Below are 18,147 nucleotides of genomic sequence, written 5' to 3' on the forward strand. Positions count from 1 at the left end.
CACCACAGGCCTACGGCCTGTCCGGCGGATCTTGTGGTTCTGGGTGATTGGTTCGTTGCCTCTCACTCGGCGGCCGCACTGTCAGCTCTGTTCGCTAAGGTCTGCGGCCATGACTGAGAGCAAAACCGAAGCTTGGACGGAACCTCCACTCGCCGGCACCGAGGCAGCAGCCATCCTCGGGGCCCTCGAACGGCAGCGGGCTACCCTGGCCTGGAAATGCTCCGGCCTGGACGCCTCCGGCCTTCGCGCCACACTCGGCACGTCCACCATCACTCTGGGCGGCCTCCTCAAGCACCTGGCGCACGTAGAAGACAGTCACTTCGCCCGGCTGTGGCTCGACTCCCCCGTCGGTGCTCCCTGGGACACCGTCGACTGGGACAGCACCCCCGACTGGGACTACCGCTCCGCTGCGGAGGACACCCCCGAGCAACTGCGCGCTCTCTGGCGGGAATCAGTCGCCCGCTCCCGTGCCGTCGTCGACGAGGCGCTCAGCACGGGCGGGCTGGACCAACTTGGCGCCTACACCACCCGTAGCGGCGAACGGCCCAACCTCCGCCGCATTCTCCTTGACCTCATCGAGGAGTACGCCCGCCACGCCGGTCACGCCGACCTCATCCGTGAATCCGTCGACGGGCTCACGGGCGAGGATCCGCCGAGGTGAACTGAAGTACGGGTTGGAGGGATGGTCAGCATTCATCATGCTCACCCCTGATAAGGGCGAGTTTCTGTCGAGTGATCACGGCCGGAGCCATAAGCGGATCGCGGCGATGGCCACGGTGCCGTGGAAGACGTAGGCCCTCTTGTCGTAGCGGGTGGCGACGGCTCGGAAGTTCTTGAACCGGTTGATCGTCCGCTCGACCTCGTTGCGGCGTTTGTAGATCTCACTGTCGAAGCCGGAGGGCCGCCCGCCCTTGCTGCCGCGTCGTTTGCGGTTGGCCCGCTGGTTCCTCGGTTCGGGGATGGTGTGCTTGATCTGGCGTCTTCGCAAGTAGCGTCGGTTGCGGCGTGAGCTGTATGCCTTGTCGCCGCCTAGGTGGTCCGGCCGGGTGCGGGGGCGACCGCCTTGCGAGCGGGGAACGCGGATGCGTTCGAGGACCTCGATCATCTGTGGTGCGTCGCCCCACTGGCCGGGGGTGAGGAGGAAGGCCAGCGGGCGGCAGCCGCCTTCGCCCGCGAGGTGGATCTTGCAGGTAAGTCCGCCCCGGGACCGTCCGAGTCCTTCGTCGGGGCGGTGGTGCCGGGGCGTGGTCCTTTTTTCGGGATGCGCGTCTTCTTCTTCCGGGCTCCGGCCGCGTGCTGGTGGGCACGGCAGGATGTCGAATCAACGCCGACCATGCTCCAGTCGATACGGCCCGCCAGGTCGGTGTCGGTCTGGACGGCGCGCAGGATCCGGTCCCATCTGCCGTCCGCCGACCAGCGCCGGTGGCGTTCATAGACGGTCTTCCAGTTACCGAAACGCTCGGGAAGGTCCCGCCACGGTATGCCCGTCCGGACCCGGAACAGGATTCCATTGATCACCTTGCGGTGGTCGTTCCACCGGCCGCCACGCCGTCCTAACGCCGGCAGGTGCGGCTCCAAGCGGACCCACTCGGCATTCGTCAGATCCCCCCGCCCCATGCCAACAACAACGAGCCGCAGACCCGACAGTCACATGATCTGCCGGACAGGCTCTAGTAGTGCTTCGTTAGGTTCTTGGTCTGGTTCTGCTGGTTTTGAGGGGGTGGCCGCAGGTGGTGCAGGTGCCGGTCCAGCACCTCAGCAGGTCCTGGAGTGCGTCGAGCGTCTGGTAGAGACTCGGGCTGGTGCCGGGACTTTTGGGTCGAGCCTGCGGAGGGTGAGGAAGGCGTGCGCGGCGGTGACGAGGGTGACGTGGTGGTGCCAGCCGCGCCAGGTGCGGCCCTCGAAGTGGTCCAGGCCCAGGCCGTGCACCAGGTCGGCGGTTGGTGTGGTGGCGGCCAGGTTCGATATCCAGTAGTTCGTCGGGGCGTCCTGGCCGTCCGGCCATTCGACCAGGACGGTGTGGGCGGGCAGAACGCCGTCCCACCGGTTGCGGCCGCCGCCGGCTTCCTGGGCGGCGGCCAGGGACCGCGTGCCCGCGGGCCGCACGCTCAGCACCATGAACCGTGAGGTCATCGCGCCTTTACTGCCCTGCCGCCAGGTCACCTCGGTGAACCGCTCCGCACCCGCCTCCGCCACGAGGGTGGAGATCGCTCGCGGCGGGGTGCGGTAGCGGGGAAGGGTGGGCGGCCCGAGCCCGCCATAAGCGGGCCGGTGCGGCTCGGCATCCTCGGAGTGGGCGACTTCCTTCCCGTTCAGTGCCAGCACATAGGACAGGCCCCGTTCTTCGAGACCGAGCCGGAAGGGGGTGCTGACGCCGTAGCCGGCGTCGGCGACCACGACCGGCGCTGTCAGCTGCCACGTTGCGAGTGTGTCCAGGAGATCGAGTGCGAGACGCCATTTCTCCTGGTGCACCACGTTGTCGGGGACTCCTGCCCGGCGGCAGCGGTCCGGCTCGTCCGTCCATTCCCGCGGCAGATACAACTGCCACTCAAGCGGGCACGATGCGGTGTCGCCGGCGGCATGGACACTGACCGCGACCTGGCAGTTCGCCCGTTTCCCGAGTGCTCCGCAGTACTGGCGGGCCACACCGACCGACGCCTTGCCGCACTTGGGGAACGACACGTCGTCGATCACCCACACCTCGGGACTGACAACTGTGGTCAGGCGCTCGGCGATCCGCTGCCTGACCGGCAGCGGATCCCACGGCGACTGGTTCACGAACTGCTGCAGGGCCTGCCCGTCCGGCAGCCAGTTCGGCCATCGGCTGGATGGACTTCCGCCGTCCATCCAACATCAGCCCCCGCAGATAGCACTCACCCCTGGCCCGCTGATCCCTACGCGGCACCGAGGCGAAGACATCCGCCACAAACATCGCCAACGCCGCCCGTAATCAGTTCAGTTCATACGCATCCACACACCCCAACATGCTCTTGATCAGCACAAACGGAAAGACCTAACGAAGCACTACTAGGCCCGGCGGCGTCAGCCAGGCGGACTCCCTACGGACCAGCCGGCACGTAAGCGGCACAGCGGCCCCCAGCAGCCAAAAAATCAAGGCCCAGGCACCCGGTTTCACACCGACCGACCTGGGACTCTCTCGCATCCCGAACCTGGTGGGCGCGGACGGTTTCGAACCGCCGACATCCGCCATGTAAGGGCGGACGTGATCGGGGGCGTGGACACGCAGGTCGCTGCCGCTGTGACGCCCGCCCAGCTCATCGGTGCATCTCGACTGCGGCGAGCCGTCGTTGACCGTGGCTGACCGCACGATGTGGCACGGCTGTGGCACGTTCCGAACGACCGAGCGCTGAAAAGGCGTTTGGCGAGATCACCGGCGCACGCCCTCTGACCCGCGTTCTTCGACTGACGACCCCGGACGTGCGACACCTTCGGCACGCATTCGACAAAGAGGCGGCCAGGTCGGCTGAAGCCCTACGCCCGGGGTATCCGCGCGAACATGCTCGCTCTGATTGCCTACCGTTCGTACCACGGCGCAACAACCGTGTGGGCCTTCGTCGTTGCCATCCTCATCGTGCTGGTGGCCGGTTGGTACATCCGACGCCGAAAGTAGTCACGACACCCGCAAATCTGCTCCGGGGTCCGGCAGGCCGCTATGGACGGTTGATCGGGATCTCGTAGACGATCTCGCAGTGAACGGCGGGCACCACGATGTCCGCAGTCTCCACGGGCCGCCCCTCGTCGCTGTAGTGCGTCCGCCGAATGTGTGCGACAAGAGCGGCATTCTGGATGCCGGGTGCCGATCGGGTACCGGCTCAGGCCCCGCAAACAGTCGCAGTTCCCCGTGAGTCCCCGCCCGATCCGGCCCGGTTGTGGCATGGCGAACCTCTGATCCGTAGCTCTAGCCGGATCTCATCCGGGTCGTTTCACGGCCCCGGAGTGGCGCTACCGGTCGGGCCAGCTGCTGGGGTTGCGGTACTTCGCGGCCGTACAGCCACCCCGGACGACCCCACCCTGCGCGAGCCTTCCTACTCTCCTCGAATGGACGGCGCCCCTCCTCAGCGCCCCGGCGGAATGGGGCGGCCCCGTGTCGGAGGAACGCGACAGCCGCATAGCCAAGAGCGTGGCGGACTTCGGCTGGCATATCATGGGCGTGGCCGGCGATGATGCCCCCGGCGATTGGGGCTACTCCGTCGGTCTCTGGCACACACTGCGCAGTCCCGAGGTAAGCGTGTTCGGCCTGCCGTCGCAGACCGCGATAACGCGTGTCGAACGCCGCTGGGGCAGCAATACAGGACGGCAACCCACTTGAGCCCGAGCAGCGCCGGGGAGACGTCCTCAACGGCTACGACGTGGCCGTCCGGCCCATACATCCCAGCTGGTACCACGACTTCTTCGGCGCCGGCATCGACTTCTACCAGCCCCCGACACTGCCGCTCACGCAGCTGCTCTGGCCGGACAAGGACAGGCGGCTTCCTTGGGAAGAAGGCGCAGACGAGCTCTGTCGAACAGGGCAACAACTGCTCTGGATTACAAAAGACGAGACCACCGGCTCGTGGACCGAAATCACGGCCAGTTCTGGTGCGGATAGTTGGCGGCGCTCGCGGCCGGGGCGATCGCGACAGCACCACCAAGCAGAACCGCAGACAGGGCCACGGCAGCGATGTGCTTCCGAATGTTCATGCGTCCCCCTCAGGTAGATCTGGCTGACACGCAGCTTGGGCTCGCTTGCCGAGCGCCCGTTGCCGTGAAAACACGAGCGTAGACGCGACACCATGGCAGTCCGGTTCCTTGAGGAGGCTTCCCGACGGGGATCGAGAATGCGTGTACTGGCACGGCTACAGGGGCGCGCGCACCGCCCAGGTCATGTGCACGCACGTACCGCTCGGCTGTACATGGTGCGTCCGGAGCTCGTCACGGTCTCCCGGGAGCCTCGACAGACGTCGTGCCGCTGGTCCCGGTGATCCGTCACGGCAGTTGCCGCGGTGGCATGTGCGCCGTGCGCGGCACACTGCACACGCTTGGCGCTGTCGACCATCTCGTCGCTGTCGGACGCGGCGTCGGCCAGACTCACGAAGCACAGGACCAGCAGCAGCGCGCCCGCAACGAAGGGCAGGGTTCGGCGCGTGGGAGGAGGAGCCAGCAGGGCCCGTACCCGCTGGGGAACGACCCCGCCGGTCGCCGCCAGGACGCTGGGGCGTGACGCCCTGGCGGACGCCAGCGCGGCTCGCCCGACGGCGCGAGCGACGACCGTGCGGTCGCCGACCCGCGCGGCGGCCTCCTCGTCCGCCCAGCGTTCCAGCACGTACGCGCCGGTGTCCACCAGCGGCCGCAGCAGTGGGTTCACCGCCGCCGTGAGCCGCCAGAGGGTCTGGAAGCGATGGTGCCGGGCGTTCAAATGCGCCCGCTCGTGGGCCAGCAGAGCGCCGCGTTCGTCGTCGTCGAGGCATCGCAGCATGCCCCGGGACACCACGATCCGTCCGGGCGCCCCCGCCAGCGCGAACGCCAGCGGTACGTCGTCGTCGACCACGGCCAGCTCGGTGTCACCGGGCAGCCGGGCACACTCCCGGCGGGCCTGGGCGACATGGCGAAGGTGCCGCAGGGCGGCCACGGCGAACAGGACGAGGCTCACGGCCAGGAGGAGCGCGCTGCCGGCCGCGACGGTGAGGTGCACCGGGTCAGCCGCTCGCACCGCGCGGACCGACCAGTGGCCTTCGGCGGCGACCTGGGGTATCTGTGCGACGCCGGTGAAGGCCAACATGGCCAGCGATGCCGTCCATCCGGCCGCCGTGACGAGCGCGGCGCAGGCCAGGGCCCACGCGGCGGGGCGCGGGGCCAGCCGGCGCGCCGGACGTGGCGCCAGCAGGGCGAGCAGGGCGGATACGAGGAACGGAACGTAGACGCTGATCCGCACCGGCTCAGGGCCTTCCGTCGGACGTCTCGCCGCCGCCGCGGCCGCCGCGCGCGTCGTGCTCGGACAGCAGGTTGTGCAGCAGTTCCTCGTCCTGGTCGGACAGTTCGGAGACGAAGCGGGTCAGTACCGCCTCGCGGTCCGGTCCCTCCTCCAGGAGCGACCGCATGCGCCGAGCGGTGTGCGAAGCCTCGTCCCGGGCCGGGGTGTAGGCGTATCCCCTGCCCTCTCGGCGCCGGACCAGCATGCCCTTGTCGTGGAGACGAGTCAGGATCGTCAGAACCGTGGTGTAGGCCAGGCCGGCTGCCAGGCGCTCCCGTACCTGACGAGCAGTCATCGGACCGTCCGCAGCCCAGAGCGCGGCGAGTACATCGCTCTCCAGTTCACCGCGGGCCCGCCTGCCGGATCCCCCGGAGGCTTCCTGTTCCCTCGGTTCGCTCACAGTCCGTCTCCCCTGCTCCTGCCTTCCCGACAGACTACCCGGCGATCTCCTACTAATTGTAGGAGGTATGCTCCGGGCTTCAAAGCGTGAACTACTACATGTTGTAGATCCCGCATGCCCTCTGACGGTGGAGGAACAGCCCATGCCCCACGCCGAACGCATGGTCCCCGGACGCGTGATCGCGAGTGCCCTGCCGCCGGGCCCTCGTACGGCCATGACGGCGCACACGGGCCGCATCGCGATCTTCTCCGCGAGCGTTGGCGCCGGTCACGACGGCGCGGCGGCCGAACTGGCCCGCCGCCTCACGGCGGACGGGTTCGCCGTGGACCGCCACGACCTGCTGGACCTGCTGCCCGCCGGACTCGGCCCGGCGATCCGGACGGGCTACCACCGGATGCTCGTCCGTGCCCCATGGGCCTATCAGCGGATCTACTCCAGCAGTGAGCGCGCCGGAGGCGGCGGCCCGGCCGCACGGGCGCTGCTGCGCGCGACCGAACGCCGGGTGCTGCGCGCCCTGCACCCGGGTACCGGCGCCGTCGTCTCCACCTACCCCGGGGCCAGCCAGGTACTGGGCAGTCTGCGCCGGGACGGCAGGCTGGCCGTTCCCGTCCTGACCTACCTGACCGACTTCTCCGTACATCCGCTGTGGGCGGCGGACGGTGTGGACGCGCATCTGGCCGCCCATCCGGTCACCGCTGCCCAGGCGCGTGCTGCCGGCGCCCGGACCGTTCAGGTGTGCGGGCCGGTCACCGATCCGCGCTTCCGGCCCTGCACCGGGGCGGAACGTGATCGGGCACGCGAAAGGTTCGGCCTGCCGCAGAAGGCCCCGCTGGCACTGCTGGTCGCCGGATCGTGGGGCGTCGGGCCTGTCCGGCAAGTGGCCCTGGAACTGCGCGACTCGGGCGCGGCCGTACCGGTGGTCGTCTGCGGACGCAACGAGGCGCTGGCCGCACGGTTGCGCGCCGACGGCATCGAGTACGCCTACGGGTGGGTCGACGACATGCCCGCCCTGATGAACGCCTCCGACGTCCTGGTGCAGAACGCGGGCGGTCTGACCTCGCTGGAAGCATTCGCTGCGGGGCTGCCGGTCGCAAGCTACCGCTGCATACCTGGCCACGGCCTGACCAACGCCGCAGCGCTCCACGAGGCCGGCGTGGCCGCGTGGATCCGCGACCCGGCGGATCTCAAGAACGTGCTGACCGATTTGACGGACGGCCCACTCGGCGCGCGGCAGCGCGAGGCCGCCCTCGCCCTCTTCACCCGAACTCCCGACCTGGGTCCGGCAGCAGAGATCGCACGTCGGCACCTGCGCGGCCCGGCGCGGGAGGGCTCGGCTTCGGTCACCCGGGCACGCCCCGCACCTCGTCGGCTCGCCGCCACGGCCGCGGTCGCGTGCGCCGTATGGGCGTGTGCCGTGGTCACGGGAGGCGCCACGGCGCTCGACGGACCCACCCTGGTGCGGACGATCGGCCACAGCCTCGACCTGGACGACCTCCACCCAGGGGACAACCACGGCACGGGGCCCGAAGGCCGCCACTCGTGACCGGCCGCCGCATGCTCCGCACGGCCGCACTGGCCGCCCTGCCGGTTCTCGCCGCCGCCCACGCCGCACCCGTGGTCTCCACCTTCGGACCGCTGCGCAACCGCGCCATGCCCCGTCTCTCGGGCCGCGGCCGCCCCGACCACGTCGCCCTGACCTTCGACGACGGACCCGACCCGCGGTCCACCCCGCGCTTCCTGCGACTGCTCGCGGAACGCGAGGTCCGCGCCACCTTCTTCCTGCTCGGCAGAGAGGCCCAGCGCTTTCCGGACGTCGTACGGGAGATCGCCGCCGCCGGCCATGAGATCGGCGTCCACGGCTGGCTGCACCGCCCGCTCCTCCTCCGTGGCCCTCGCGCCACGTACGACGACTTCGCCCGAGCCCGCGACACCGTCGCCACCATAACCGGACAAACGCCCAGCCTCTTCCGGCCGCCGTACGGTGTCATGTCGACCGCGGCCCATCTCGCCGCACACCGCCTCGGCCTCACCCCGGTGCTGTGGACCTGCTGGGGAGAGGACTGGACGGCACACGCCACCCCCGAGTCCGTCCACCGCGTCGTCACCACCGACCTGGACGGCGGCGGCACCATCCTGCTCCACGACTCCGACTGCACATCCGCACCTGAAGCCTGGCGCGCGACCCTGGGGGCCCTCCCCCACATACTCGAGACCTGCGAAGGACAGGGCTACCAGGTGGGCCCCTTGTGCGAACACGGATGGCGCGACGACGCCTACGGGTTGACGCGGAAGGCAACGGCCTGTCGCGGCGTCAGCGGCCGTCGACCTTGAAAGCGCTTGTCGCACCGGCACCGCATGGGCGGCTCCGGCGCCCCGGCCCCGAGCCCAGACGCCGCGACTGGAAGACCCTCCACAAGGAATGGGGCTGGCCGCCAGGGCGTCCTCTACCAAACTTCCAGCCCGACCCGACCGTCCTCCAGGTGGTCGTCTGGGCCGTGTACGTCATCCCGGTCATGGGAATCTTCCTCGCCCCGCAACGCACGCCGCACGCCCCTGAGTTGCGGAAGGAGGCAGAACCCGCCCGGACCAACTAGGTCCCGCAAGGTGTGGGCGCGCCTCGCTCTCCTTGGTCGCGCTGGTGAACGCCACCCGCGGCATCACGGCCACAGCAGCTGAAGCACCTCGCCGTCTCGGGCCGCCGCTGGCTGTGGTCGGCTGGACGGCGCTTTGCCCGTCCGCCCGCATTCGGGCCCTGGCCTGGGCAATCACTCGCCCCGACGACGGCCTGCCACCCCACTTCGACAGGTATTCGACACGGCCCTGGTTACTCGTAGATGGTCGCCGCTCGCAGGGCTCGTGCGAAGAACCTCCAGTCACCGGAGGGTGGCAGCTCGCGTCCGGTGTTGCTGTACCAGCCGTCTGCGTCGTCGATCCATGCCGCCAAGGCCTCCAAGAAGCCCGGGAGGTCCGGGTTCTCCCATGAGCCGCCATCCTCGTCGCGGCTGCGCCGCAGGGAACGAACGAAGGCTGCCAAGTCTTCTCTGCTCTCGACGTGCTCAGGAGAAGTAGTCATGCCCGGAACCTACTTGGCAATGACTCCGGGGCCCGGTGAGCACCGCCTCGTGAGCCTGGTGGTCGGGATCATCGAGGGTGCGCAGATCAGGTCAGGTCTACTGGGTCTCCAGCTGGTCCCCAGCTCAGCGAGGCGTCTCGACTGCGACGAGCCGTCATTGACTCGATAGTCCCGCTGGCCTGCTGCCGAGCCGCGTCATGATCTGAGGGAGCTTCTGGGTGAGTGACCGCATTCCCCGCGGTTCCCAGCAGTATCTGGCACCGGTCTGGCAAGGTGCGCGTTCAGGCGAGTCGGTCAGTCGCGCCCCGGACCCGGCACACCCATAGCGGATCCGAGATCGGTGGAGGCGGTCAACGAGTGGGCCGAGGTCCTGAGATCGTTCTCCCGTCCCGGGAGTTCGCTCGACGAGTGCATGAGCAGCGAGCATCGGGAGCTCCTCGGGTGGGAGTAGCTCCGCCACGTACTGCCAGGCGCTGTGCCGCAACCGGTCCACACCGCCCATCGTGAGCGCAACGAGCCGTCCTGGCCGGCCGATTACTGTCGTGGCCTCGGCTTGTTCTTGCCCTGTGTCTGGTCGGGGATCGGGGACCTGCTTATTCCCTGCTCAGGGGCAGTGGGCACCTGAGCCTGGTCGTCCGCCGTTGGTCGTCCTTGGCCATCATCGAGCAACCTTGGACGGCCCAGGAACGGCCCGGCGTGGAACACAGGAGGAGCATCAACCGACGGACGCGGCTCGCCACTGCGCGGTGATGCAGCCCTCTTCCATGTCCCACCACTCTTTGGCTACGCCGTGGTTGAGGAGCTTTTGCACCTTGGCGAGATCGACGGTGGGCGGGACATCCAGGGCGACCATGCCGAACCGCTCTATGCCCTCGCCGTCGACGCCGAGTTCCTGAAACGCGTTGATCACGCTCTGCCGTGCGGCACCCGAGCCGCCGTCACGGAACACGATGAGGCGGATGGTGCAGTTCTCGGAGCGGCGAACCACCTCGCCGGCCCATCGCACGCCCTCCTCGTCGGGCTCAGTGACCACGATGTCCCCGCAAGCGATGCCGCGGACGAACCACGGGATGTTGTCGAGCCGCACGGTGCCGTCGCCCTGATCGACCGCCCACAGGCTCTCCACTGATGCCGGGGGCCAGTTGTCTTTGACCTCGAGCCGGAAGTGCACCTTCACGTACGGCCCGCCGTCGGAAATCGTCATGCCCACAAGGATGCCCAGCGCTGCAACGCCGACCGCAGCCGGGTGACCGGGTACACCAGCGCGGAGTGGAAGACGGGATCGCCTGCGCCTCAGCCCGTGACAGTTGGCCACGACGGCGGGTGCGCCAACCGACCGGGCAGGCGTGTGTCTCGCTGCACCCCCACCGGCCTCAGCCACGCTGTCAGCGTGTGCCGTCGACCAGAGCAACCCATGCAGCGGTCTTCGGAGCCCTCAGCTCGGGAAGCTCCGGTGGCTCCGAGACCGCCGCCCCGTTGACCACAGGCGGAAGGGATTTGGTACCCGCGGGTCCGCCGGTTGACGCCCCGCTGTTCCCCGGTCGATGCCATCGTCGAGCGGGCAGGGGTCTCAGAGTCCGGTGGTCTCATCCGCTCCGCCCACGCATGCACCGGCGTCCGCCCGGAGTTCAAAGGTGACTTGGGACCTCATGGCGCGCCTGAGCGGCATCGGCGTCGAGGAGGTCGCGGCGCGTCGGCGAAGGAAGTGTCAGAGGGTTGTGCAGACCCTGCCAGGGGTTGTCGGGCCACCGACATAATGCACAGATGATCAAGCCCTCCCCCACTTCCGCGCCGACGCGGCGTGTCCCGGTCGTCATCATCGGCGCGGGGCCCGCGGGGCTCACCGTCGCGAACATACTGCGCTCGGCGGGCGTCGGGTGTGTGGTTCTGGAGACCGAGAGCCGGGAGTTCGTCGAACAGCGGCCCCGCGCGGGGTTCATCGAGGAGTGGGCGGTGCGGGCGCTGCGCGAGCGAGGGCTCGCGGACCGGCTCGTGGAGCGGGCGCAGGCGCACAGCGACTGCGAGTTCCGCATCGACGGCGAACGCCATCGCTTCCGGTACGCCGAGCTGACCGGGGAGCGGCACTTCGTCTATCCGCAGCCGCTGCTGGTGACCGACCTGGTGCGGGCGTACGCCGACGTGAAGGGCGGCGACATCCGGTTCGGGGTGAAGGACGTGGCCCTGCACGGCCTCGACGGCGACGAGCCCTCGGTGCTGTACACGGATCCTGCGACGGGCGAACGGCGGCGCGTCGACTGCGAGATCGTGGCCGGCTGCGACGGCGCCCGCGGAGTGACCCGTTCCTGTGTGGCGCCCGGGCGGGGCACCGTCGCCCGTCACGACTACGGCGTCGGATGGCTGGCGCTGCTGGCCGAGGCGCCGCCGTCCAGCGACTGTGTCGTCTTCGGCGTCCACCCGCGGGGATTCGCCGCTCATATGGCCCGCAGTCCGGAGGTCACCCGCTACTACCTGGAGGTGGCACCCGGTGAGGACCCGGAGCGCTGGTCGCACGACCGCGTGTGGTCGGAGCTGCACGCCCGGCTGGCGGTGGCCGGGGCGCCCCCGCTGACCGAGGGGCGGCTGATCGAGAAGCGCGTGCTCGACATGCACAGCTACGTCGTGGAACCGATGGCGTACGGGCGGTTGTTCCTGGCGGGCGACTCCGCTCACCTCGTGGCGCCGATCGCCGCGAAGGGCATGAACCTCGCGCTGCACGACGCCCTGCTTCTCGCGGACGCCCTCGTCGCGTACTGCGACACGGGGGACGGCAGCGGTCTGCGCGACTACTCGGCGGCCTGTCTGCGGCGGGTCTGGGAGTACCAGGAATTCTCCCAGTGGCTGGCGGAGTTGCTGCACGGGCCGTCCTCGGGCGATCCCTTCCGGGCGGGTGCCGCGCGCGCCCGGCTGCGGCGGATCCTGGACTCGCCCGCGGCGGCGGCCACCTTCGCCGCGTCGTACATCGGCAAGGCCACCGTGAGCTGAACGGCCTCGGACGACCGGACGGCAGCACGGCGGGCCGATGGGAGAACAGGCCCGAACTGTTCGTACATGTGCGCTACATGAAATAAATTCAGGAAAAACAGGACCTGGGAATCGCCCGCCTTTGAACACCCACCGTCACACCCGCCGTACCAACGGGAAAGGTGAGTGCCCGTTGTGCAGCGAGGGATGACCATGGCCAAGGTGCAAGTCTCCACGGACGAGTCGGTCGCGGGAAGATACCGGCTCCTGGAGGTCGTCCACCAGGAGGAGGGACGCGAGAGCTGGAACGGCCAGGACGTCGAGTCCCGACGCCTCGTCACCTTGACCCGCTCCCGGCGTCCGGACCACCTGCGCGAGGAGGCCGGGCTGCGCACCGCCGTACGGATCACCCGCGAGTCCGAGTCGCTGGGTCTGGTCTGCTCCGGGCGGGTTGCCGTCGTCGTCGATGTCGTCGAGGACGACGAGTTCCTGTGGACCGTCACCGCGAGGCCCGCGGGCGTCCCCTTGAGCGCACTCCTCGCGCACGGCCCCGTGGACCACGTCAGGACGGCCCGCATCGGCCTCGATCTGCTCGAGGTCCTGGGCGCCGCGCATCAAGAGGGCTTCACGCACGGCGACCTGAGTCCCGGGCAGGTGTGGGTGGAGGAGTTCGGTGGGATCACGGTGGGCGGATTCGGACTGATGGGAGCCACCGACGCGCCCCGTGTCACGGCACCCTCGTACGCCTCGCCCGAACAGGCCCGCGGTGAGGGCGGCGGACCGGCCACCGATCTGTGGGCACTGGGCGCGATCATGTACGAGATGGTCGAGGGCCGGCCGCTCATCCGGGACCGGGGCGGTCTCGAGGCGACGTTCCGCGCCGTGGAGCGGCTGCCCATCAGGGCCCCGCTCAACGCCGGGCCGCTCGGCCCGGCCATCCAGGGGCTTCTGCGCCGGGATCCAGTGGAGCGGGTGCCGGAGTCGGTCGTACGGGAGGCGCTCACGCGCATCCTCAAGGCGGAGCTCGACGACTGGGAGCCGACCGGGACGCTGCCGTTGTTCGAGGAGGCCGGTTTCGAAGGCGCGCGCCCGGGACGGTTGCGCGGCAGGCGGCCCGTCAGCCGGCCGGTGTTGCTGGGGGGAGCGCTGGCCGTGACGGTCGTCTGCTTCGCCGGACTCGCCGCGGCGGGCGGGCTGTCCGGGCACGACACGTCCGCGTCGGGCTCCGCGCCGTCCACCTCCGCGCCCAGCCGGCCGACCGCCTCCCACGTTCCCACCGCCGGGGGCACGGATCCCCGGGGGACCCCCTCGGCCTCCCGCTCGTCGTCCCCGTCCACTTCCCCCTCTCCGTCCCCCTCCCGCACCGAACGACAGGATCCGCCGGCCGGGTTCTTCCGCTTCACCGCACCCCAGGGCTTCGCCATCGACCTCCCCAAGGGCTGGGCACCCCTGCGGACCGAGCGCTCCGCCGACCAGTCCTACCGTGTCCTGCTCGGCGCGAGCGGCGACCCGCGTACCCTGACCGTCACCTACAGCACCCGGCTGACCCCGGACCCCGTCGCGGTCTGGAACGAGGTGGACACCTCCCTGCGGGGCGACTCCATCGACTACGAGCGGGTGGGCGGCATCCGGTCCGTCGACTACCGCGGCTACCGGGGCGCGGACATGGAGTGGCTCTCCACGTCCGACGGGGTCCGCGAGCGCACGTTCGGGCGCGGTTTCCTCGTCGAGGACCAGCGCGGGTTCTCCCTGCGGTGGACGACCCCGGCGGCCGACTGGGACACGGCCGCCAACCAGCGGGCGCTGGACACGTTCCTGCGGACGTTCACGTTCACGGCGGAGTGATCCCGGGTCACGACAGCCGGCCCGCCCCGCTTGTGCCCGGTCCGGTGCCCGGTTCCGTGTCCGGCGTTGTGTCCGGTCCCCTGCCCGGCCCGCCCCGCCGGGGTCCGGCGCGCGGGTGAGAGTCGACGACCGCGGTCAGCGGCGGTCCGCCGGTCTTCGCTGGGAGAGCCACAGCGCCACCGCCTCGGAGATGGGCTGGCCGGTCTCCAGCTCGATGAAGCCGAACTGCCCGCCCTGGTTGCCCTCGAGGAACCACCACACCCCTTCCTCGTCCTCGGCGAAGTCGAAGGCGGTGTAGGCGAGTTCGGTGAAGGCCGTGTACTCCTGCACCGAACGGGCGATGCGCCCCGGCACCGCGACGGGCTCCCAGACGTGCCCGGTCTCGCCGAAGCGCCCGTCGACCTGCCCCGCGACCGCCGTCTTACGGGCACCGAAGAGACGGTCCCCGATGCACGTGAGCCGGATGTCGGCGCGCTTGGGAATGTACTGCTGGAGCAGCGCGGGTCCGGCCGCGACGCCGGAGAAGTCCGCGTCGGGGCCGATCAGGGTGGTGGGCAGTGCCACCCGAGGTTCGCCCGGCGGAGGCCCGGAGGCGGACTTGACCACCACCTGCCGGTACTCCTCGACGAACTGCTGGGCCACCCGCGGCGCGGTCGTGATGACGGTCGGGGGCACCGCGAACCCACTGCTGTGCGCCACCCTCAACTGCCAGGGCTTGTGCCGGGCCTGCTCGGCGCGGCGCGGGTGGTTCATCCAGCGGGTCGAGGCGGAGTAGAGCATCCCGAACAGCGCCTGCCGGGTCTCCGCGGTCAGCCACGGCGAGGGCTCCGGCGCGTGCGCCGCGGGCTCGCCCGGGCGGCGCACCCACACGGATCGCAGGCCGCCCATGCTGAGCACATGGCCGTTGACCGAGAGGTAGCCGTCGAAGTCGCCGTGCGCGTAGTCCGCGGACAGGACAGCCCTGCCCGGCACGTCGGCGGGGTCCAGGCGCACCATGGGCACGCCCTGTTCGTGCAGTCTGGCCACGACCATGTCGGCGGTGACGTCCTGCTCCGCCGTGAGAATCAGTACCGTCATCGCTGTGGGTGGCCGTCAGTCGTCGAAGTGCGTCTGGGAACCGGCGGTGGATGTCGTCGTACCGGTCGCCATCAGGAGAGCGCGGTCGCTGACGGCCGGCCGGCCGTCCGGCAGCACGTTCAGTTGCAGGGACACGTCGAAGTGGTACGGGGGTACAGCGGCCGAATGCCCTGTGGGCAAGGCGTAGTTGAGGGTGAACGGTCGCACGATGGATCCTCCCGCCGGTCTCACGATGTACTGCCCCCTCCCCTACGTGTGATGACTGTAAGGAATTCATCACTTTGCGCCACATCGGGGTGAACAGCGTCACATCGCGTCGTTTCAGGCTTACTTGATTCCGTTGTTGCTTGTGTGTCTGCTTGATCCGGCCCAACCTACGGCCAAAGCTTCATTCTCTGTGATCTTAACTCCGCACTTACCTTGGAGAGTTCCCGGTGACCGCAACCTTCGCCCCGACCGCAGAATCCGCCGCGCGCCCCGACGCACAGATCCCCGTCTCACGCGACGCGCAGGACGACGCCGTCTCACCCGACGCGCAGGACCACGCCGTCTCACCCGACGCGCAGGACTCCGTCTCCCGTGACGCGCAGGGCGACGCCGTCTCACGTGATGCGCGTGACTTCGGGGCCTACGCGCGGACCGGCGGCTGGGCCTTCGCCCTGAAGGTCGCGCGCAGTGTGCGTCCCGGCGGGCAGTCCGCCGACGAGACCGCGAAGGTGTCCGCGAAGGAGTTCGCCGAGCTGGCCGCCTGCTCACCCGAGCGGGTGATGCGCTTCTACAAGGCGTGGGACAAGGCGGCCGACGACGGTCTCGTCCCGCACTTCGAGGTTCTCGTCCCGGGCGAGGAGATCGAACTGCCGGGCGCGGACGCGTGGTTGACGTACTACGTCTCCCGTTCCAGCGCGTCCTCCGAACGGGGAACCGCCATCGCCGAGGCGGCCCAGGCCGAGGGCATCCGCCCCACCAAGGCGCTGGAGGTCGCCGAGAATCCCACCGCGCTGCGGGCCGCGATCCTCGCCGACCCCTCCACGGCGCAGGCGGCCCGCACCGCGCTCCTGGACCGGGTGAAGGAAGACCCGGCGCTGCAGGCCGAGTTGGCCCGCGACATCGCGCGGACCGACGAACTGAAGAAGGCGGTGGCCACCGAGTCCAGGGCGGCCGACCGGATCGGCTACGTCCGCCAGATCGCCGAGAAGGGGCAGATCAGGACCCCGGCGGGGCAGACCCTCGACGCGCCGGCCGAGCTCCGCTCGGAGGCCGAGCGCCACCTGTCGCTCCTCGACGAGCTGGACGAGGGCGAGGACACGGGCGAGTGGGCGACCGAGGCCTACGACACGATGAAGGGCCTGGTCGTCGAGACCGTCGAGGCAGACCCCGAACTGCGGGTCCAGGAACGCCGTACGAAGTTCTACAACAGCCTGCAGCGGGCCACGAAGGTCTTCGAGGAGCTGACCTTCGACGACGCCGACGACATCTACGAGGACGACATGGTGCAGCGGCTGGAGAAACTCCAGCAGGCGATCGGCTCCTGCATCACGGCGCTTCGGGGCGCGGCGCCGCGAGAGTGAGCCGAATCGCTGCCGCTGTCGGTGCCGGTGCTGGTACTGGCGCCGGCGCCGGCGCTGGTCGAAGCGTCGCGGATCCGGACCCGGATCAGGACACCGCCCCGGCCTGGGCCCCGCCCTGATACTGGGTCATGCGGTCGACGAGAGGGCGCGGCGCGTCCGGCTGGAAGCAGAGTTCGAGGTTGTCCGCGGACTCGGCCGCCGCCGCCTCGCTGCGGACGAAGAGCGCCTCCTCGTACACCGCCACCGCCTTCTCGATGTCGTCCCGGTGGGTGGCGATGGCGGTCGCGAGCTCGGCGCCGTCGAGCATGGCGAGGTTGGCGCCCTCGCCTGCGAAGGGGGACATCAGGTGCGCGGCGTCGCCGAGCAGGGTGACGCCCAGGGTGCGGTCCCAGCGGTGGCCGACCGGCAGCTCGTGAAGGGGCCGGGCTACGAGCGCGCCGTCCGCGCCGGCGACCAGCGCGCGCAGGCGCTCGTCCCAGTCGGGGAAGTGCTCGAGCAGGGCCGCCTTCGCCTCCGCGGTCGCGGTGAAGTCGATGGGTCCTGAGGTGGCCCAGTCGGCGGGCGTCCGCAGGGCGACGTAGACGTGCAGCGAGCCGTCGGGATCGCGGTGGGCGAGGAGGCCCTTGCCCTCGGCGAGGGCGAACATCATGCCGTGGCCGACGAGGGCGGCGCCCGTGGGGTGCCGGGTGTCCGCGTCAAGGAGGTGGAGCTCGACGAAGGAGAGACCGGAGTAGACCGGGTTGGCGTCCGAGACCAGCGGGCGGACTTTCGACCAGGCACCGTCGGCGCCGATCAGCACATCGGCAGTGAACGTCTCCCCGTCGGCGAGCGTCACCTCGTGCCGGCGGTCGTCGAGCGTCCGTACGCCGGTGACCTTGGCGCCCCAACGGACGGTGCCCGAGGGCAGTGCGCCGAGCAGGAGGTCGCGCAGCGCCCCGCGCTTGACCTCGGGCCGTCCGCCGCCCTGGCCGTCGTTCTCCATGTGGACGACGGCCGACTTGTCCAGGATGCGCATGGCCTCGCCACCGTGGTGGATGAGTTCCCGGAACGCGTCGTGGAGACCGGCGGCACGCAGCGCGGCCTGCCCGGATTCCTCGTGCATGTCCAGCATGCCGCCCTGCGCACGGGCGGTGGGTGAGGCGTCGAGGTCGAAGACGGCTGCCTCGATGCCGCTCCGGTGCAGCACGCGGGCGAGTGTGAGGCCGCCGAGACCGGCGCCGACGACGGCTATGGGGTGATGGATCGACATGTC

The 18,147-nt window shown here is 69.9% G+C and carries 15 protein-coding genes, 1 tRNA gene and 3 pseudogenes; 8 read left to right on the plus strand and 11 right to left on the minus strand.

Annotated elements, in window-relative coordinates; all coding sequences use genetic code 11:
• The first annotated feature begins 109 nt into the window (after window positions 1–109).
• A complete protein-coding gene (locus tag OG199_RS05295; RefSeq protein WP_356809758.1) occupies window positions 110–661 on the plus strand; it encodes a DinB family protein in 552 nt (183 codons plus the stop codon).
• A 75-nt stretch (window positions 662–736) separates the two neighbouring features.
• Here OG199_RS05295 and OG199_RS05300 read toward each other — a convergent pair.
• The 4 genes and pseudogenes from OG199_RS05300 to OG199_RS05315 form a co-directional block, all read right to left on the minus strand.
• Window positions 737–1,617, minus strand: a protein-coding gene (locus OG199_RS05300) for an IS5 family transposase (protein WP_405828265.1) whose coding sequence is annotated in 2 segments (ribosomal slippage) — window positions 737–1,257 and window positions 1,257–1,617 — 882 coding nt in all. Because the reading frame shifts where the segments join, the coding sequence is not laid out codon by codon here.
• 138 nt (window positions 1,618–1,755) lie between these two features.
• A pseudogene (locus tag OG199_RS05305) lies at window positions 1,756–2,932 on the minus strand (IS701 family transposase).
• A gap of 239 nt (window positions 2,933–3,171) precedes the next feature.
• A tRNA-Val gene (locus OG199_RS05310) sits at window positions 3,172–3,272 on the minus strand.
• A 399-nt stretch (window positions 3,273–3,671) separates the two neighbouring features.
• Window positions 3,672–3,812, minus strand: a pseudogene (locus OG199_RS05315) (GntR family transcriptional regulator); the annotation flags it as partial.
• Between the two features lie 293 nt (window positions 3,813–4,105).
• On the opposite strand from OG199_RS05315, the gene OG199_RS05320 reads away from it, so the two are divergent.
• Both OG199_RS05320 and OG199_RS05325 read left to right on the plus strand, forming a co-directional pair.
• Entirely contained in the window at window positions 4,106–4,330 is a 225-nt protein-coding gene (locus OG199_RS05320) for a DUF4262 domain-containing protein (protein WP_405828266.1), read from the plus strand.
• Window positions 4,284–4,454, plus strand: a pseudogene (locus OG199_RS05325) (DUF4262 domain-containing protein); the annotation flags it as partial. The gene OG199_RS05320 and the pseudogene OG199_RS05325, both read left to right, overlap by 47 nt.
• Window positions 4,455–4,882: 428 nt before the next feature.
• Here the strand turns inward: OG199_RS05325 and OG199_RS05330 are convergent.
• Both OG199_RS05330 and OG199_RS05335 read right to left on the minus strand, forming a co-directional pair.
• Window positions 4,883–5,932 carry a M56 family metallopeptidase gene (locus OG199_RS05330; RefSeq protein WP_405828268.1) on the minus strand — a complete coding sequence of 350 codons (1,050 nt, stop codon included), beginning with the start codon at window positions 5,930–5,932 and terminating at the stop codon, window positions 4,883–4,885.
• A gap of 4 nt (window positions 5,933–5,936) precedes the next feature.
• Entirely contained in the window at window positions 5,937–6,371 is a 435-nt protein-coding gene (locus tag OG199_RS05335) for a BlaI/MecI/CopY family transcriptional regulator (protein WP_356799206.1), read from the minus strand.
• 142 nt (window positions 6,372–6,513) lie between these two features.
• On the opposite strand from OG199_RS05335, the gene OG199_RS05340 reads away from it, so the two are divergent.
• Window positions 6,514–7,914: an MGDG synthase family glycosyltransferase gene (locus tag OG199_RS05340; protein ID WP_405828270.1), complete on the plus strand. Its 1,401-nt coding sequence runs from the start codon at window positions 6,514–6,516 to the stop codon at window positions 7,912–7,914.
• 11 nt (window positions 7,915–7,925) lie between these two features.
• Window positions 7,926–8,702 carry a polysaccharide deacetylase family protein gene (locus OG199_RS05345; protein ID WP_405828272.1) on the plus strand — a complete coding sequence of 259 codons (777 nt, stop codon included), beginning with the start codon at window positions 7,926–7,928 and terminating at the stop codon, window positions 8,700–8,702.
• A gap of 493 nt (window positions 8,703–9,195) precedes the next feature.
• Here the strand turns inward: OG199_RS05345 and OG199_RS05350 are convergent, their stop codons facing one another.
• Both OG199_RS05350 and OG199_RS05355 read right to left on the minus strand, forming a co-directional pair.
• The gene (locus OG199_RS05350) at window positions 9,196–9,444 is read right to left on the minus strand and encodes a hypothetical protein (protein ID WP_405828274.1); all 249 of its coding nucleotides are present in this window, start codon (window positions 9,442–9,444) and stop codon (window positions 9,196–9,198) included.
• A gap of 715 nt (window positions 9,445–10,159) precedes the next feature.
• Window positions 10,160–10,648: a DUF4265 domain-containing protein gene (locus OG199_RS05355; protein WP_405828275.1), complete on the minus strand. Its 489-nt coding sequence runs from the start codon at window positions 10,646–10,648 to the stop codon at window positions 10,160–10,162.
• A gap of 560 nt (window positions 10,649–11,208) precedes the next feature.
• Here OG199_RS05355 and OG199_RS05360 point away from each other — a divergent pair.
• Both OG199_RS05360 and OG199_RS05365 read left to right on the plus strand, forming a co-directional pair.
• Window positions 11,209–12,426 carry a 4-hydroxybenzoate 3-monooxygenase gene (locus tag OG199_RS05360; protein ID WP_405828277.1) on the plus strand — a complete coding sequence of 406 codons (1,218 nt, stop codon included), beginning with the start codon at window positions 11,209–11,211 and terminating at the stop codon, window positions 12,424–12,426.
• A gap of 192 nt (window positions 12,427–12,618) precedes the next feature.
• A complete protein-coding gene (locus tag OG199_RS05365; protein ID WP_405828279.1) occupies window positions 12,619–14,250 on the plus strand; it encodes a serine/threonine protein kinase in 1,632 nt (543 codons plus the stop codon).
• Between the two features lie 135 nt (window positions 14,251–14,385).
• On the opposite strand, the gene OG199_RS05370 is transcribed toward OG199_RS05365, so the two are convergent.
• Both OG199_RS05370 and tgmA read right to left on the minus strand, forming a co-directional pair.
• Window positions 14,386–15,327, minus strand: a complete 942-nt coding sequence (locus OG199_RS05370) for an MvdC/MvdD family ATP grasp protein (RefSeq protein WP_266705410.1) — start codon at window positions 15,325–15,327, stop codon at window positions 14,386–14,388.
• Between the two features lie 15 nt (window positions 15,328–15,342).
• Window positions 15,343–15,534, minus strand: a complete 192-nt coding sequence (tgmA, locus tag OG199_RS05375; RefSeq protein WP_148008417.1) for a putative ATP-grasp-modified RiPP — start codon at window positions 15,532–15,534, stop codon at window positions 15,343–15,345.
• A gap of 227 nt (window positions 15,535–15,761) precedes the next feature.
• Here tgmA and OG199_RS05380 point away from each other — a divergent pair, with 227 nt between their 5' ends.
• On the plus strand, window positions 15,762–16,895 hold the full coding sequence (locus OG199_RS05380) for a hypothetical protein (protein ID WP_405828282.1): 1,134 nt from the start codon (window positions 15,762–15,764) through the stop codon (window positions 16,893–16,895).
• Window positions 16,896–16,980: 85 nt separating this feature from the next.
• Here OG199_RS05380 and OG199_RS05385 read toward each other — a convergent pair whose 3' ends face one another.
• The gene (locus OG199_RS05385) at window positions 16,981–18,144 is read right to left on the minus strand and encodes an FAD-dependent oxidoreductase (protein WP_405828283.1); all 1,164 of its coding nucleotides are present in this window, start codon (window positions 18,142–18,144) and stop codon (window positions 16,981–16,983) included.
• Between the last annotated feature and the right edge of the window lie 3 nt (window positions 18,145–18,147).

This window comes from Streptomyces sp. NBC_01176 (genome assembly GCF_045039825.1).
Lineage (GTDB): Bacteria > Actinomycetota > Actinomycetes > Streptomycetales > Streptomycetaceae > Streptomyces.

Bases quoted from the DNA above. Each gene is read 5' to 3' on its own strand.
- OG199_RS05295 (WP_356809758.1), top strand. From the start codon at position 110: ATGACTGAGAGCAAAACCGAAGCTTGGACGGAACCTCCACTCGCCGGC.
- OG199_RS05340 (WP_405828270.1), top strand. From the start codon at position 6,514: ATGCCCCACGCCGAACGCATGGTCCCCGGACGCGTGATCGCGAGTGCC.
- OG199_RS05345 (WP_405828272.1), top strand. From the start codon at position 7,926: ATGCTCCGCACGGCCGCACTGGCCGCCCTGCCGGTTCTCGCCGCCGCC.
- OG199_RS05350 (WP_405828274.1), bottom strand. From the start codon at position 9,444: ATGACTACTTCTCCTGAGCACGTCGAGAGCAGAGAAGACTTGGCAGCC.
- OG199_RS05355 (WP_405828275.1), bottom strand. From the start codon at position 10,648: ATGACGATTTCCGACGGCGGGCCGTACGTGAAGGTGCACTTCCGGCTC.
- OG199_RS05360 (WP_405828277.1), top strand. From the start codon at position 11,209: ATGATCAAGCCCTCCCCCACTTCCGCGCCGACGCGGCGTGTCCCGGTC.
- OG199_RS05365 (WP_405828279.1), top strand. From the start codon at position 12,619: ATGGCCAAGGTGCAAGTCTCCACGGACGAGTCGGTCGCGGGAAGATAC.
- OG199_RS05370 (WP_266705410.1), bottom strand. From the start codon at position 15,327: ATGACGGTACTGATTCTCACGGCGGAGCAGGACGTCACCGCCGACATG.
- OG199_RS05385 (WP_405828283.1), bottom strand. From the start codon at position 18,144: ATGTCGATCCATCACCCCATAGCCGTCGTCGGCGCCGGTCTCGGCGGC.